This window comes from Rhodococcus sp. G6(2025) (genome assembly GCF_058628105.1).
In genome coordinates this window covers 544,676-560,439 of the sequence record NZ_CP179750.1, presented here as the reverse complement: position 1 = coordinate 560,439, position 15,764 = coordinate 544,676, and the positions used below count along the sequence as shown (strand labels likewise).

The following is a 15,764-nucleotide window of genomic DNA, read 5'->3' as shown; positions in this document are numbered from 1 at the left end:
CTGCTGTTTCCCCTGCCAGAGTAGACCGTGACCGTCGGTGCGGTCCGGCACCGACGCCGTCGTGGGACTCACGCCGACGGCGCCGGAGCGAACCGGCGTCGCGTCAGGCGAGTTCGCGCTCGAGGTTCGCCAGCACCTGCCCCTGAATCTTCTTCAGACCCAGCGGGGCGAACGTCTTCTCGAAGAAGCCCCCGATGCCGCCCGCGCCCTTCCACTCGGTGGTGGTGGTGACCGTGGAACCGCTGCCGCTCGGGGCGACGACCCAGGTGGTGACGAGCGACGAGTTCGCGTCCGTCTCGGTGATCGTGTTGCCCGCCACGGTGACCGTGGCCTTGATGTCGCGGGACCGCTTCTCGGTGGCCTTCAACGTCCACTGCGCGACGGTGCCGCCGCCCTGCCCACCCTCGAGGACGCGGTAGTCCAGGTACTGCTCCGAGAGGATGCGCGGACGCACCGTCTCGTAGTCCGTCAAAGCCGCGAGCGCCTTCTCCGGTGTGGCTGCGACGGTGATCGAACTGCTCGCGCTGACCTGGCCCACTGTTCTGACTCCTCTTGTACGATTTGTACGAAACTGCTTCCTCCTCTCATCCTGCCTTCCGTCGGCGAGTCCGGGCGATGACGTGGCAATCTATTGTGAGGTAGCTCACTTCGACGTGGTCACGACCCGCACATTGATGAGACATTTGTGTGAATCTTCGCTCGACCGCGCCGATATGCGTGGCCTGAACCCGCGGAGAGGGATAGCGTCAAGGTGTGGCTGCCTCTTCGGTTGAACTACTGAAAAGCATGCGGGAGGGTGGACGCCCCTTCCGTGCGCATCGCACTCTGCCCGTCACCGGGATCGACGCTCACCGCGCCGGCGTCGAACGGCTTCTCGCGTCCTACCGCGCGATTCCCACGGACGCCACCGTGCGTCTCGCGAAGAAGACGTCCAACCTGTTCCGGGCCCGGGCCCAGACCAGCGCACCCGGCCTCGACGTCTCCGGTCTCGGCGGAGTCATCTCGGTGGACGAGCAGGCCCGCACCGCGGATGTCGCCGGAATGTGCACGTACGAAGACCTGGTGGACGCCACCCTGCCGTACGGGCTGGCGCCGCTGGTGGTTCCACAACTGAAGACCATCACACTCGGCGGCGCGGTCACCGGCCTCGGCATCGAGTCCACGTCGTTCCGCAACGGGCTCCCCCACGAATCGGTCCTCGAGATCGACGTCCTGACCGGCAGCGGCGACATCGTCACCGCGACACCGGAAGGCGAGAACTCCGACCTGTTCTGGGGGTTCCCCAACTCCTACGGAACCCTCGGCTACTCCACACGACTGCGCATTCAGCTCGAGCCCGTCAAACGGTATGTGGCACTGCGACATCTGCGTTTCGACTCCCTGGACGAACTGCAGTCGGCGATGGATCGCATCGTCACCGAGCGCATCCACGACGACATCCCCGTCGACTACCTGGACGGCGTCGTGTTCACCGCATCCGAGAGTTACCTGACGCTGGGCCACCAGACTGACGAGGGCGGCCCCGTCAGCGACTACACCGGACAGAACATCTTCTACCGGTCCATCCAGCACAGTTCCGTGAACCACCCCAAAACGGACAAACTCATCATCCGAGACTACCTGTGGCGCTGGGACACCGACTGGTTCTGGTGCTCACGCGCCTTCGGCGCCCAGAACCCCACCATCCGCCGGCTGTGGCCGAAGAACCTCCTGCGCAGCAGCTTCTACTGGAAGCTCATCGCCCTCGACCACAAGTACGACATCGGCGACCGCCTCGAGAAGCGCAAGGGCAACCCGCCGCGCGAACGCGTCGTGCAGGACGTCGAAGTACCCATCGACCGCACCGCGGACTTCGTCCGCTGGTTCCTCGACGATATCCCGATCGAACCGCTGTGGCTGTGCCCGTTGCGGTTGCGGGAACCCGCCCCCGCCGGCGCGTCCTCGCAGCGCCCCTGGCCCCTGTACCCCCTCGAACCGAAACGCACATACGTGAACATCGGATTCTGGTCGTCGGTGCCCATCGTTCCGGGCCGACCCGAGGGGGCGGCGAATCGGCTGATCGAAGACAAGGTCAGCGACTTCGACGGACACAAGTCCCTCTACTCCGATTCGTACTATTCACGGGAAGACTTCGAACGCCTCTACTACGGCGGCGATCGATACACGGAACTGAAAAAACGCTACGACCCGAAATCACGATTACTGGACCTTTTCTCCAAGGCGGTGCAACGTCGATGACAACTCTGAAAGCTTCACGCTCCCAAGATCACAAGCTGACCATCGCAGAGATTCTCGAAACTCTGTCCGACGGCATGCTCCCGCTGCGGTTCTCCGCCTACGACGGCAGCGCCGCCGGCCCGGAGGACGCCCCCTACGGTCTCCACCTCAAGACGACCCGGGGCACCACCTACCTGGCGACCGCCCCCGGCGACCTCGGCATGGCGCGGGCCTACGTGTCCGGCGACCTCGAGGCCCGCGGCGTCCACCCCGGTGACCCCTACGAGATCCTCCGCGTCATGGGCGACGAACTGCACTTCCGTCGTCCGTCCGCGCTCACGCTCGCCGCGATCACGCGCTCGCTCGGCTGGGATCTGCTGCGCCCCATCGCCCCTCCCCCGCAGGAGCATCTCCCGCGGTGGCGTCGAGTCGCGGAAGGGTTGCGGCACTCCAAGTCCCGCGACGCCGAGGTCATCCACCACCACTACGACGTCTCGAACACCTTCTACGAGTACGTCCTCGGCCCGTCCATGACCTACACCTGCGCCTGCTACGAGAACACCGAGCAGACCCTCGAAGAAGCACAGGACAACAAGTACCGCCTCGTCTTCGAGAAGCTCGGCCTCCAGCCCGGCGACCGACTGCTCGACATCGGCTGCGGCTGGGGATCGATGGTCCGGTACGCCGCCCGCCGCGGCGTCAAGGTCATCGGCGCCACCCTGTCCCGCGAACAGGCCGAATGGGCGCAAAAGGCCATCGCCGAAGAAGGACTGTCCGACCTCGCCGAGGTCCGGTTCTCAGACTACCGCGACGTCCCCGAGACCGGATTCGACGCCATCTCCTCGATCGGCCTGACCGAGCACATCGGTGTCGGCAACTACCCCGCCTACTTCGGGCTGCTGCAGAGCAAACTCCGCGAGGGCGGCCGGCTGCTGAACCACTGCATCACCCGGCCCGACAACCAGAGTCAGGCGCGCGCAGGCGGATTCATCGACCGGTACGTCTTCCCCGACGGCGAACTCACCGGCTCCGGACGCATCATCACCGAGATCCAGAACGTCGGACTCGAGGTGCGGCACGAGGAGAACCTGCGCGAACACTACGCACTCACCCTCGCCGGATGGTGCCAGAACCTCGTCGACAACTGGGACGCCTGCGTCGCCGAGGTCGGCGAAGGCACCGCACGCGTGTGGGGCCTCTACATGGCAGGGTCGCGGCTGGGCTTCGAACGCAACGTCGTTCAGCTGCACCAGGTTCTCGCCGTCAAGCTCGGCCCCAAGGGCGAGGCGCACGTCCCGCTGCGTCCGTGGTGGAAGTAGGCGGCTCCGCCGCCCGTGCGCCTTTTTGGTAGCTAGAGCAACCAGAAAGGCGCACAGGCCCGGCAGGGCCTCTCGCCGGGCCTGATCCACCCCTCCCGCACCAGGACGGTCTCGACTTCGCGGGCCACCGCACACGGATTCTTTGTCACCTCGTCGAACCCGTAGACGAGTCGCGGCCGTCCCTGCAGTTCCGCGGCATTGTCGCGTCGGCGGTCCCGGAACGCGACCTCCGCCATGGCATGCGCGCGGCGACCGTCGAGTCGCACGATGAGCGGCACACCGTGGTCGGAGTAGTCGCAGTCCTCGAAGAGGGTCCGCCCGTCCACGACAACGGGTGACTGGCGCCGCGCCCGTGGTAGCCCGTGCGCATCCTCGACGTCGGTGGCGTAGCGGTACTCGAGCACCGACTGGACGCCGTCGGCGAGCAGTCGTACCGCATCCACGAGCGCCTTGCCATACCGACGTGGTCGTCGCTCCTCCATGCGTCGCCGGATGTCGCGCAGGGGGATCCGGGCATTGGTCACGAGGGCGATGAGCCTGGTGTATGCGTCACGGGCCGTGGGCTCGGCAATCGCGAGGTCGAGTGCAGTGTCGGCTCGCGCCGTACGAGGCGGATCCGTGTCGACGGCGATGTAATCGTGGGCCCTCGACCTGTGCACGACAACTCCCGGATGCAACGGCGAGGACGGAGCGATCGGATTGCCCGGCTTACGCGACGGACGCATGCCCGTCGAGCTCTGGCACCGCGACGATTTCCCGTACGGCACGGTGATGTGGATCGGTTCGCCGTCGCGGCGAGGGACCATCCCCCATTCCTCCGCCGCGGTAATGTGGCTGAGCATCGAATGGCCGCCGCCGTAGAGGAGAGCGGCGGACAGGATCATGTTTCGGGTCAACGGGCCGTTGGTGACGGCATAGACGCCTTGGAGGACACGGCGCCACTGCCCCGAGTCGAGGAGATGGCGAACCCTCCCTCTGGAGAAGCCGAACGGCTCGAGTTGGGATTGCGTGACGATCCCGAACTGGGTGTCAACGAGGCGCTGAAAGTCGTGGAGGTCGATGTCGGTCATACGGCGCATCGTGCGATGCGCGTCCGACTCCGATGCCGACAAAAACGCGGTTATCCACGCTGCCTGTGGATAACCGCGAAGTTGTGGATAACCCGCCCCGTGCGCCTTTTTGGTTGTTGCAGCTACCAAAAAGGCGCACGGGCGGCGGAGCCGCCTGCTACTTCAGCGAGGCCGGCGGGGTGAAGCGCTCACCGTACTTGGCGGCGAGTTCTTCGGCACGCTTGACGAAGCCGGCCTGGCCGCCTTCGTAGCCCTGGATGTACTGCGACACACCGCCGGTCCAGGCGGGGAAGCCGATACCCATGATGGAGCCGATGTTGGCGTCGGCGGTGGTGAGGAGCACACCTTCGTCGAAGCACTTCTGCGTCTCGATGGCCTCGATGAACAGCATGCGCTCGATGAGGTCCTGGAACGGCACCTCGAGTTCCTTGGAACCGAAGTTCTCCCGCAGCCCGGACCACAGGCCGGTGCGCTTGCCGTCGGCGTAGTCGTAGAAGCCGGCGCCGCCGAGTTTGCCCTTGCGGTCGAACTTGTCGACCATCGTGTTGATGACGTCGCCTGCCGGATCGGCGGGCAGTTCCTTGCCTTCGGCCTTCGCAGCTTCCGCGGTTTCCTTGCGGATCTTCTGCATCAGCGTGAGGTTCAGCTCGTCGGACAGCTGCAGCGGTGCCGCCGGGTAGCCGGCCTGCATGCCTGCCTGCTCGATGGTGGCGGGCTCGATGCCCTCCGCCAGCATGGCGATGGCCTCGTTGATGAACGTGCCGATGACGCGCGAGGTGAAGAAGCCACGCGAGTCGTTGACGACGATCGGCGTCTTGCGGATGGCCTGGACGTAGTCGAAGACGCGCGCGAGGGCCTCGTCGGACGTCTTCTCGCCGCGGATGATCTCGACGAGCGGCATCTTGTCGACGGGGGAGAAGAAGTGGATTCCGATGAAGTCCTCTTGACGCTTCACACCCGTCGCCAGGCCGGTGATCGGCAGGGTCGACGTGTTCGAGCCGAGCAGTGCCGTCGGCTCGACGATGTCCTCGATCTCCTGGAACACCTTGTGCTTCAGGTCCTGCGACTCGAACACGGCCTCGATGACGAAGTCGACACCGGCGAAGTCGGCGGGGTCGGCGGTCGGAGTGATGCGGTCGAGCAGCGTCTTCGACTTCTCCTCGGTGGTCTTGCCACGCGAGAGGGCCTTGGCCTCGATGCCCTCGGAGTACGCCTTGCCCTTGTTGGCGGCCTCGATGGTGACGTCCTTGAGGACGACGTCGAAGCCGGCCTTCGCGGACACGTAGGCGATGCCCGCGCCCATCATTCCGGCACCGAGCACACCGACCTTGGTGATCGGGGTCTTCTCGATGCCCTCGGGGCGGGAGGCGCCGGAGTTGATGGCCTGCAGGTCGAAGAAGAACGCCTGGATCATGTTCTTCGCGACCTGGCCGGTGACCAGCGACGTGAAGTAGCGGGCCTCGATGAGGAGCGCGTTGTCGATGTCGACCTGCGAACCCTCGACGGCGGCGGCCATGATGGCGCGCGGTGCCGGCATGGGAGCACCCTTGAGCTGCTTGCGCAGGTTCGCGGGGAACGCGGGCAGGTTGGCTGCGAACGCCGGGGTGGACGGGGTGCCGCCGGGGATCCGGTAGCCCTTCTTGTCCCACGGCTGGACGCCGCCCTCGGGGTTGGCCTTGATCCACGCCTTCGCGGCGGGGACCAGCTCCTCGACCGAGGACACGACCTCGTCGACGAGTCCGACCTCCTTGGCCTGCACCGGTCCACGCTGCTGACCCTGGAGCAGCACCTGCATGAGCGCGTTCTGCAGGCCGAGCATGCGGACGGTGCGCACGACGCCGCCACCACCGGGCAGCAGGCCGAGGGTGACCTCGGGCAGGCCGATCTTGACGCCCTTCACGTCCGCGGCGACGCGGTGATGCGTGGCCAGGGCGATCTCGAGTCCGCCACCGAGCGCGGCACCGTTGATGGCGGCGACGACAGGCTTGCCGAGCGTCTCGAGGCGGCGCAGGTCCGACTTGATCGCGACGCTGTGGCTGTAGATCTCGTCGGCGTTCTCCGGGCCGACCTTGATCATGTTCTTCAGGTCGCCGCCGGCGAAGAACGTCTTCTTGCCGGACGTGATGACGACACCGGTGATGGAGTCCTTCTCGTCGACGAGGCGGTCGACGGTCGCCTTCATCGAGGAGATGTAGGCGTCGTTCATGGTGTTCGCGCCCTGGTTGGGATCGTCGATGGTGAGCACGACGATGCCGTCGGCGTCCTGCTCCCAGTTGATGATGTTCTGCTCGCTCACTGCTTCAAGTCTCCTGATGGTCCGGGCGGTCAGACGCGCTCGATGATGGTGGCGACGCCCATACCGCCGCCGATGCATAGGGTGATGAGGGCGTACCGGGCGTTACGGCGCTCGAGCTCGTCGATCATGGTGCCGGTGATCATGGCGCCGGTGGCTCCGAGCGGGTGTCCCATCGCGATGGCACCGCCGTTGACGTTGAGCTTCTCGTCGGGGATGTTCAGGTCCTTCTGGAACTTGAGCACCACGGACGCGAACGCCTCGTTGATCTCGAACAGGTCGATGTCGTCGACGGTCAGACCGGCGGCGGCGAGGACCTTCTTCGAGGCCGGGGTCGGGCCAGTGAGCATGATCGTGGAGTCGGCACCGCTGGTGGCCGTCGCGACGACGCGGGCGCGCGGGGTCAGGCTCATGTCCTTGCCCGCCTGCTCGGATCCGACGAGGACCAGTGCGGCGCCGTCGACGATGCCGGAGCTGTTGCCGCCGTGGTGGACGTGGTTGATCTTCTCGACCCAGTGGTACTTCTGCAGCGACACGGCGTCGAAGCCGCCCATCTCACCGACGCCGGCGAACGACGGGTTGAGGCCCGCGAGGTTCTCGAGCGTGGTGCCGGGACGCATGTGCTCGTCCTGATCGAGGACGGTGAGGCCGTTGATGTCCTTGACCGGGACGACGGACTTGGCGAAGTAGCCGCCGGTCCACGCCTTCGCGGCGAGGTCCTGCGAGCGGACGGCGTACGCGTCGACGTCCTCGCGGGAGAAGCCCTCGATCGTGGCGATCAGGTCGGCGCCCACACCCTGGGGAACGAAGTAGTTGTCGTAGTTGGTGGCCGGGTCGAGCGCCCACGGTCCACCGTCGGAGCCCATCGGCACGCGGGACATCGACTCGACGCCGCCGGCGATGACCAGTTCGTCCCAGCCGGAGCGGACCTTCTGCGCGGCGGTGTTGACGGCCTCGAGGCCGGACGCGCAGAACCGGTTCAGCTGGACGCCACCGACGGTGTCGGGCAGCCCGGCGTCGTTGACCGCGACGCGCGCGATGTCCATGCCCTGGTCGCCGACCGGGGTGACGACGCCGAGGATCAGGTCCGAGATGCGATCCTCGTCGAGGTCCGGGAAGCGGGCGCGGAGCTCGTCGATCAGGCCGGTGACCAGCGAGATCGGCTTGACCGAGTGCAGCGAACCGGTCTTCTTTCCGCGGCCACGCGGGGTGCGGATGGCTTCATAAATGAATGCCTCTGTGGTCACTGTGGAGTGTTCCTTCCTTATCTGCGTCGACGCCGACCGTGCACACGGCGCTCTGCACGGGGCATACCCCGGCACGTCCACCTTAGAACGTGTTGCAAAACGGAAGGAAGGACCGAAGCGATCCTGGATCGTGACCCAGGCGATCACGATCGGCCGGTCTGCGCCCTGCCCGGCCCGCCTTTCGTGCTGTAATGACGCGGCGCTCGACCCGACCCGAGCGGAGGAGAACACGCTGTGACCACCCGACTGTCCCGCCGGCAACTGTTCGGCGCCGCGACCGCGGGTGCGGTGACCGTCGTCGGGCTGGGGCGTGCCGCGGCGTCCGCGAATCCGGCTCGTCGGCTGCCGTCGCCTGCCGCGATCACGGCGTCCGATCCGGCTCTCCTCAGCGCGGTCGAGGCCGCGTCGCTGTTGCAGTCCCGGGCGCTGCATCCGCGCGAACTTCTGGACGCATGCCTGTCGCGCAGCGCCGCGCACGACGGCGGCATCGGGGCGTGGATCCGTATCTACCCCGAGCAGGCGTACGAGGCCGCGGAGTCCGCCGCCCGGCGACTCGAGGAAGGGTCCGCGCCGCTGGTGTGCGGATTGCCGATCGCGTTGAAGGACCTGTACGCGGTGGCCGGGCTGCCCGTCACGGCGTCGAGCGGCGTCCTCGAGGGCAACATCGCCGCCGGCGATTCCGGGGTGTGGCGGCAGCTGCGCGACGCGGGCATGGTGCTGATGGGCCACGCGCACACTCACGAGTTCGCCATCGGAACGGCGACACCGCAGGTGGGGAACCCGTGGAACGTCGAGTACTCGCCGGGCGGCTCGTCCGGTGGCAGCGCAGCCGCCCTCGCCGCACGGTTCGCGCCCTGTGCGGCGGGTACCGACACCGGCGGGTCGCTGCGCATTCCCGCGAGCGCGTGCGGAATCACGTCGATCAAACCGACGTTCGGCCGGTGCAGCACCAGCGGGGTGATTCCGCTGACCTGGACGCGCGATCACACCGGTCCGATGGGACGCAGTGTCGCCGACGCGTCGCTGCTCCTGAGCCACATGGCGGGCGTCGACGTCGACGACCCCAGCACGTCGGTGGGTCCGGGCGTTCCCGCGGAGGGTTACCCGCTGACCGCCGCGGGCGGGTCACGCCCACTGTCCGGCACGCGTTTCGGGTTGCCTCGGGGTGTCGCCGACGACCTGCCCGGCCCGATCGGGACCCTGTTCGCCGGCTTCCTCGACCTCGTCCGCGCACTGGGCGGCCAGATCGTCGACGTGACCGAGCCCGACGTCCCGAAGGGGTTGCTGAGCGGCGACTATGCCGAGTTCGGCTCGTATCACCAGCAGTTCGCGGACCGGCTCCCGGCATACGGCCCGGAGTCGGCGCTCGCCGCGACCGCGGCGATGGCGAGCCTCGCCCTGCCCGTAGCCGACTACTTCGCACTCGAACGCGCACGGCTGCGCTTCCAGCACGACTACAACCGGATGTTCGCCGAGCACCGGCTGGATGCGATTCTGCGTCCCGGCGCACTCACCGACGGCGTGCGGCGCGACGCACTCGCCGATTCGAGCGTGTTCGCCGGTGCGCGGGAGAACTACTTCTGGGCCAACTACACGGGGGCACCGGTCGTCTGCACCCCGGTGGGCCGGTCCGCGGCCACCGGCATTCCGTTCGGCGTGCAACTGGGCGGTCTTCCGTGGTCCGAGGCGTCGCTGATCTCCATCGTCCTGGAACTGCAGGAGGCGCAGCCGGTGTGGCGGGACACGCCGCCGCTCGGCCCGGCGCCGCGGCGGATCCCCGAGGTGCGGGTAGCGGCCCCCGGCGCCGGACCGACTGCGACCAACACGGACGACACGGGCCCGGGCATCCGGTTCGTGCCGACGACGTCGACCGCGGCAGTGTGACCTCGCGAGGTCAGGCGTCGAGGCCGAGACCCGCGTCCCGTGCCCGAACGATCGCGGCGGGACGGTCGGGCACACCGAGTTTGGTCAGCACGTTCGACACGTGGTTGCGCACGGTCTTCGGGCTCAGCACGAGCCGCCGCGAGATGCTCGCGTTGTCGTAGCCGCGGGCAACGAGGTCGAGGACTTCACGCTCCCGGTCGGTCAGCTCGGGAAACACCGTGGGGCCCACCCTGCGTGAGGCGGCCATGAAGCTCATCGCGCGGGCCGCGACCGCGGCGCCGAGGATCACCTCACCGTTGGCGACCGCCCGGACCGCCCGTTCGACCTCCCCCGGGTCGGCCCCCTTCACCAGGTAGCCGCGAGCCCCGGCACGCACCGACGCGACCAGCGACTCGTCGTCCTCGTGCATGGTCACCACGAGCACCCGCAGTGCGGGATGCCGCTCGACGAGCCGCCGGGTGGCGTCCACCCCCGAACCGTCCCCGAGTTCGAGGTCCATCAGCACCACGTCGATGTCGCCGTCGACGACGTCGAGCGCCTCCGCGACGGAGCTGGCCTGCGCGGCCACCTCCATGCCGTCCAGCGTCGACAGCAACGCGACCATCCCCAGCCGGAACACGGGGTGGTCGTCGACGACGGCGACCCGGATGGACGAGGTGGTGGAATCCGTGGCGGCGCTCATGATGCGGTCAACGGTAACCGGGCCGTGACCACCGTGCCTGTCGGACGGGCGGATTCGATGTGGAGCGTGCCACCAAGTTCGTGGGCCCGCTCGCGCATCGACCGGGTTCCGACGCCGCCGCCCCCGGCCGGATCGAACCCGCACCCGTCGTCGTGGATGACGACGGTGAGCATCTCCCGAGCGAACGTGGCGTCGACCCGGCAGCCGTCGGCGCCGCTGTGCCTGCGCGCGTTGGTGACGGCCTCGACGACGATCCCGTACGCCGCGGCGCTGATCTCCGCGCCCAGCCTCGGCGGCGGTTCGGCCTGCACTCGCAGCTGGAATCCGCTGCGCGACTGGTTGGCCGCCAGTTCGTGCAGCGCCGGGACCAATCCGAGCTCGTCGAGCACCGGCGGGAACATGCTGCGGGACAGCTGCCGGACGCCCTCCACCTGATGGTCGAGTTGCTCCTGCAGCGCGTCGATGAGTTCCGCGGCGGCGGCGGGATCCGAGCCGAGCAGGTTCCGGGCGCCCTGCAGACCGAGTCGGATACCCGCCAGCGACGGACCCAGCCCGTCGTGCAGTTCGCGGCGAATCATCTGCCGCTCCTCCAGTCGCACGGACGCGAGCCGCCGCCGCGCCTCCTGCAGATTCTCCGCCGACTGCAGCACGACGAGACCGGCAGTCACCACCGCCGACAGTTCGGTGAGCGACCGGCGGGTGCGCGCCCCCAGCGACTCCCCCGGTGGCGCCGTCACGACCATCGTCCCCAGCACCGCACCGCGGTGGGCCAACTCCACCGACTCGGCGTGCCCCGTCGCCGAACCCCACACCGCGGCAACCCCGTTGGCGCGACGCACGGACACGGATTCGAGCCGCAACGCGACGCCCACCCCGGCAGCGAGACCCTCCAGGAGTTGTTCCGGGGTCTCGGCACTGCCGAACTGCCGGCCCAGGGTCCGGACGGCCCGCGCCGGATCCGCGCCCTCGCCGTAGACGAGGCGGTGCACCCGCCGCTGCAGCCACAACCGGACCGGCTGCACCGCGACGGCGACGACACCCGCCGCGACCACCTGCGCCCCCACCGAATCGCCTTCGGGCAGCAGCGCCGTCACGGCCGTGGCCACCACCACGTAGAGCACCAGCAGCAGCACGGTGAGGGTGCCGGCCACCGTCGCGCGGCTGACGGCGAGGTTCAGCCCCCACATGCGCTGGCGCAGGATGCACACCAGGATCGCGACCGGATAGAACGCCTGAACGGCCAAGTGCGCCAACGGGTTGAGCACCCACAGACCCGGCAGTGACGCGGGCAGCGCCAACGGAACGTACGCGGCGGTCATCAGCGCCGTGCCGAGGCACATCCATCCGAGCCCGACACGCTCGTCGGGTGGGCCGTGACGCCACCGCCACCCGCAGTCCGCGGCCGCCGCAGAGCCGACGACGAGAACGGGCGCGATCACCCAGACCGCGGGGATGTCCGTGAACGTGCGGGACCAGAAGTACCAGGCCGTCGCGGCGATACCCGCGAGGACGCCGAGTTTCGCGCCGACGCCCAGCGGGTGGTCGCGGATCAGCCACGGCACGATCAGGAACAGGCTGAGCGTCCCCGGAATCCACGCGGTGTTCTGCAGCGGCGACAGCACGTCGACCCACGGCAACCCGGGACGCACGAGCGCGAGTTGCGAATAGTTGTAGCTCAGCGCGGCGACACCCACGCCGATCGCGGTGAGCCCCATGATGATCGGCACCGGGTGCACCCGCCGCGCGAGGACGACGCCCGCCACGGTCCCGTAGACCGCCGCCCCGACGACGTCCACCAGGAAGAACAGTTGGTTCGAATCGATGCCCGGATCGGCCCGGACGAACGCCACCACCGAGAGGACGACCAGAATCCACGCGGACACCGCCATGACAGCAGCAGGTACGGGCGCACCGCCCGTACCCGCCGACCCCTCGGTCATTCGAGTGTCCTTCTGCTTCACCATGATGCGAACGAGTATCGCCCCTACTCGCGCACGGTGTCGGCGAAAGCGAATCCGATCGCGCTCACCAGCACCCACAGCGGTCCGGTGAACCCGGCGAGGTACTGCAGCGGCGAGACGCCGATGACGGCCGTCACCAGGCCCAGGACCAGGCTGACCCAGCCGATCCACTGCGGGCCCGCCTGTCCGCGCAGCAGTGCGACGGCCACCGCCAGCGCGCTGACGCCCGCCCCCGCCCACAGCCACGGGATGGTGCCCATCCAGTGACCGCCGACCACCGCGAACGCCGGCACCAACTGGTCCGTGTCACCGAGACCGAACACCAACTCGGTGGTCAGGCCGGTTCCCAGCAGGCACGCCGCCGACGTCAGGACCAGACCGAACGCCGCGACCGACGGCAGGATGCTCTCGGCGGGCAACGCTGCCCGCAGCCGCTGGGACAGCCCGGCGGCGAAGACGAGGATCAGCAGCGCCGTGGTCATGATCGATACGTGCATGACGAGGATCCCGGTGCGCTGTCCGGCGAGGCCGTTCATGATGGCGACCGCGTCGCCGGCCGACGCCTCCGCGTAGACGGCGTCGATCGACATGCTCGCCTGGATGCCGACGATTCCGGCCACGCCGGCGAGGACCCCGACGTAGGCCCACCACCGGCTGCCACTTCGCGGTCGTGCCGTCGCCGGGACCTCGTTCTGCACGCCGTCTGGAACGTTCACTGTGCTCATGGGACGAGAATCGGCCACCCGGCGTCCCGGGCACCAGGGGCGGATGTCCCGATGTGGCGGGACCGCCGACGGCCCTTCGGGTCAGCCCTCGAGCTTCTTTGCCCCGAGCATGTCCTTGAGCAGTTCGAACGCCACGTCTTCCGGGTCGCGGCGCGTCGTGGGGTCGACGGGTTCCGCCGCCTCCGCGAACATCTCTTCCTCGTCCTCGGGTGTGGAGACGGGCGGCGTGGTCGCCGAAGCCTCGTAGTCGATCGGCCCGGGATCGTCCGGGTAGTCGGGTGCCTCCGGCGGCGGGATGTCGTCGTCCGGTTCGGACGACGGACGTGCCTGTCCCGCACCCGGGCCCGAGTCGGAGCGCTGCGTGTCGGACTGCTGCTGCGGCGGGCGCTGTGCGGTCCGCTCCTGGCTGGGCCGGGAGAACCGCGGTGCGCCTGCCGGTTTCGTCGGCGCTGCGGCGGCCTTCGCGACCGGTGGCGGCGGCGCCGTCGGAGCGCCGGCCTGGTACTCCACTTCCCAGGTGCCGCCGAACATCTCGGCGAGCACCTCGGTGATCACCTGGGCGTTGTGCGGTGACGCGATGCGAGCGCCCAGGTTGGGGACGGGGTGCGCCAGGATCAGGCGGTTGCCCTGAACGTCGTGCACCGTCGCGGCCGACAACATGGCAGGCAGGATCTTGTTCCGCTGACTCACCTTTTCGCGCAGCGAATTCCAGGCTTCCCGCAGCGCGGCAGCATCCGGGCCGGCGGATGCGGCGGGCGCCGCCTCCACCTCGGGGGCGATCGGCGGCTCCGGCTCGGGTTCGGGAGTCGGCTCCGGCACAGGAGTCGGTTCCGGCGCAGGATTCGGTTCCGGCGCAGGGGTCGGCTCGGGTTCCGGGACCGGAGCGGGCGCCGGTGCGGGAGTCGGCTCGGGCTCGGGTGCGGGAACAGGGGCCGGCTCGGGCTGCGGCTCCGGTTCGGGGACAGGGGTCGGTTCGGGCTGCGGCTCCGGTTCGGGAACGGGCGTCGGCGCGGGCTCCGGAACCGGCCGCGGCATCGGTTCGGGTTCCGGCTCGGGCGGCGGGGGCACGGTGGCCGCCGCGGCCTGGCGCATCGACGGTCGCTGGAACTTCGGTTCCGGTTCCGGCTCGGCGGGTTGTTGCGGCGCACGCGCAGGAGCCGCCGCGGGCCGCTCGGCCGCGTCGACGGCCGGCGCCGACCCGGCGGGCGGAAGTCCGCGTTCGACCCGTTCGAGTCGCTGCAGCACGGCGGACTCCGCATCGGACGCCGAGGGCAGCAGCATCCGGGCGCACATCACCTCGAGCAGCAGGCGGGGGGCGGTGGCGCCGCGCATCTCACCGAGGCCCGCGTGCATCACCTCGGCGTAGCGGGTGAGCGTGGCGGGACCGATCCGCTGGACCTGGGCGCGCATGTGCTCGAGCACGTCGCCGGGCGCGTCGACCAGGCCACGTTCGGCGGCGTCGGGCACCGCCTGCATCAGGATGAGGTCGCGCAGACGCTCGAGCAGGTCGACGGCGAACCGGCGTGGATCGTGCCCGGCGTCCATCACGCGGTCGACCGTCCCGAACAGCGCTGCACCGTCGCCGGTGGCGAGCGCGTCCACGGCGTCGTCGATGAGCGCGACGTCGGTGACGCCGAGCAGCGCGAGAGCGCGCGGGTAGGTGACACCCTCGTCGCCCGCGCCGGCGAGCAGCTGATCGAGGATGCTCAGCGAGTCACGCGGCGAACCGCCACCCGCGCGGATGACCAGCGGATACACCGGGTCCGCGACCGGCACACTCTCCTGGTGGCAGATCTTCTCCAGCAACCCGCGCATCGTCGCCGGTGCGAGCAACCGGAACGGGTAGTGATGGGTGCGCGAGCGGATGGTCGGCAGCACCTTTTCGGGTTCGGTGGTGGCGAAGATGAAGATGAGGTGCTCCGGCGGCTCCTCGACGATCTTGAGGAGCGCGTTGAAACCGGCCGTGGTGACCATGTGGGCCTCGTCCACGATGAACACCCGGTACCGGGATTCGGCGGGCGCGTAGAACGCGCGGTCGCGCAGCTCACGGGTGTCGTCGACACCACCGTGGCTGGCCGCGTCGAGTTCGGTGACGTCGAGGTTGCCCGATCCGCCGGGGCCGAGGGCCACGCACGAGGGGCACTGGCCGCACGGCGTCGAGGTGGGACCCTCGACGCAGTTCAGCGATCGGGCCAGGATGCGGGCAGACGACGTCTTGCCACAGCCGCGGGGACCGGAGAACAGATACGCGTGGTTGATCCGTCCGGCGTCGAGAGCGGTGCTCAGTGGTTCGGTGACGTGCTCCTGCCCCACCACCTCGGCGAAGGATGCGGGTCGGTACTTCCGGTACAGGGCCACGCGGAAAG

At 68.8% G+C, this 15,764-nt stretch carries 11 protein-coding genes; 3 read left to right on the top strand and 8 right to left on the bottom strand.

Annotated features, from left to right (window positions below):
* Nucleotides 1-103 precede the first annotated feature (103 nt).
* Entirely contained in the window at nucleotides 104-538 is a 435-nt protein-coding gene (locus tag ACLIVD_RS02795) for an SRPBCC family protein (RefSeq protein ID WP_005248646.1), read from the bottom strand.
* A 248-nt stretch (nucleotides 539-786) separates the two neighbouring features.
* On the opposite strand from ACLIVD_RS02795, the gene ACLIVD_RS02790 reads away from it, so the two are divergent.
* On the top strand, nucleotides 787-2,238 hold the full coding sequence (locus ACLIVD_RS02790; protein ID WP_491932840.1) for an FAD-binding oxidoreductase: 1,452 nt from the start codon (nucleotides 787-789) through the stop codon (nucleotides 2,236-2,238).
* Nucleotides 2,235-3,536 carry a class I SAM-dependent methyltransferase gene (locus tag ACLIVD_RS02785; RefSeq protein WP_280782999.1) on the top strand — a complete coding sequence of 434 codons (1,302 nt, stop codon included), beginning with the start codon at nucleotides 2,235-2,237 and terminating at the stop codon, nucleotides 3,534-3,536. Before ACLIVD_RS02790 ends, ACLIVD_RS02785 begins: the two co-directional genes overlap by 4 nt.
* A gap of 32 nt (nucleotides 3,537-3,568) precedes the next feature.
* Here ACLIVD_RS02785 and ACLIVD_RS02780 read toward each other — a convergent pair whose 3' ends face one another.
* The 3 genes from ACLIVD_RS02780 to ACLIVD_RS02770 all read right to left on the bottom strand — a co-directional run bounded on the left by ACLIVD_RS02780 (nucleotide 3,569) and on the right by ACLIVD_RS02770 (nucleotide 8,146).
* A complete protein-coding gene (locus ACLIVD_RS02780; RefSeq protein ID WP_280783000.1) occupies nucleotides 3,569-4,606 on the bottom strand; it encodes a type IV toxin-antitoxin system AbiEi family antitoxin domain-containing protein in 1,038 nt (345 codons plus the stop codon).
* Nucleotides 4,607-4,763: 157 nt separating this feature from the next.
* Nucleotides 4,764-6,902: a 3-hydroxyacyl-CoA dehydrogenase NAD-binding domain-containing protein gene (locus ACLIVD_RS02775; protein WP_025431691.1), complete on the bottom strand. Its 2,139-nt coding sequence runs from the start codon at nucleotides 6,900-6,902 to the stop codon at nucleotides 4,764-4,766.
* 29 nt (nucleotides 6,903-6,931) lie between these two features.
* Nucleotides 6,932-8,146, bottom strand: coding sequence for an acetyl-CoA C-acetyltransferase (locus ACLIVD_RS02770; protein ID WP_005253367.1), 1,215 nt, complete (start codon nucleotides 8,144-8,146; stop codon nucleotides 6,932-6,934).
* 234 nt (nucleotides 8,147-8,380) lie between these two features.
* On the opposite strand from ACLIVD_RS02770, the gene ACLIVD_RS02765 reads away from it, so the two are divergent.
* Nucleotides 8,381-10,030, top strand: a complete 1,650-nt coding sequence (locus ACLIVD_RS02765; RefSeq protein ID WP_283332737.1) for an amidase — start codon at nucleotides 8,381-8,383, stop codon at nucleotides 10,028-10,030.
* Nucleotides 10,031-10,040: 10 nt separating this feature from the next.
* Here ACLIVD_RS02765 and ACLIVD_RS02760 read toward each other — a convergent pair whose 3' ends face one another.
* The 4 genes from ACLIVD_RS02760 to ACLIVD_RS02745 all read right to left on the bottom strand — a co-directional run bounded on the left by ACLIVD_RS02760 (nucleotide 10,041) and on the right by ACLIVD_RS02745 (nucleotide 15,756).
* Complete coding sequence (locus tag ACLIVD_RS02760) at nucleotides 10,041-10,712, bottom strand: response regulator (protein ID WP_283332736.1); 672 nt, start codon at nucleotides 10,710-10,712, stop codon at nucleotides 10,041-10,043.
* Nucleotides 10,709-12,652 carry a sensor histidine kinase gene (locus tag ACLIVD_RS02755; protein WP_491931890.1) on the bottom strand — a complete coding sequence of 648 codons (1,944 nt, stop codon included), beginning with the start codon at nucleotides 12,650-12,652 and terminating at the stop codon, nucleotides 10,709-10,711. The genes ACLIVD_RS02760 and ACLIVD_RS02755 overlap by 4 nt, the downstream gene beginning before the upstream one ends.
* A 44-nt stretch (nucleotides 12,653-12,696) precedes the next feature.
* Nucleotides 12,697-13,398 carry a hypothetical protein gene (locus ACLIVD_RS02750; RefSeq protein ID WP_283332734.1) on the bottom strand — a complete coding sequence of 234 codons (702 nt, stop codon included), beginning with the start codon at nucleotides 13,396-13,398 and terminating at the stop codon, nucleotides 12,697-12,699.
* Nucleotides 13,399-13,479: 81 nt separating this feature from the next.
* Nucleotides 13,480-15,756: a DNA polymerase III subunit gamma and tau gene (locus ACLIVD_RS02745; protein ID WP_283332733.1), complete on the bottom strand. Its 2,277-nt coding sequence runs from the start codon at nucleotides 15,754-15,756 to the stop codon at nucleotides 13,480-13,482.
* Nucleotides 15,757-15,764: the final 8 nt, after the last annotated feature.

Coding starts and splice junctions, on each gene's coding strand:
- ACLIVD_RS02790 (WP_491932840.1), top strand. CDS start 787: ATGCGGGAGGGTGGACGCCCCTTCCGTGCGCATCGCACTCTGCCCGTC.
- ACLIVD_RS02785 (WP_280782999.1), top strand. CDS start 2,235: ATGACAACTCTGAAAGCTTCACGCTCCCAAGATCACAAGCTGACCATC.
- ACLIVD_RS02780 (WP_280783000.1), bottom strand. CDS start 4,606: ATGACCGACATCGACCTCCACGACTTTCAGCGCCTCGTTGACACCCAG.
- ACLIVD_RS02760 (WP_283332736.1), bottom strand. CDS start 10,712: ATGAGCGCCGCCACGGATTCCACCACCTCGTCCATCCGGGTCGCCGTC.
- ACLIVD_RS02755 (WP_491931890.1), bottom strand. CDS start 12,652: ATGACCGAGGGGTCGGCGGGTACGGGCGGTGCGCCCGTACCTGCTGCT.
- ACLIVD_RS02750 (WP_283332734.1), bottom strand. CDS start 13,398: ATGAGCACAGTGAACGTTCCAGACGGCGTGCAGAACGAGGTCCCGGCG.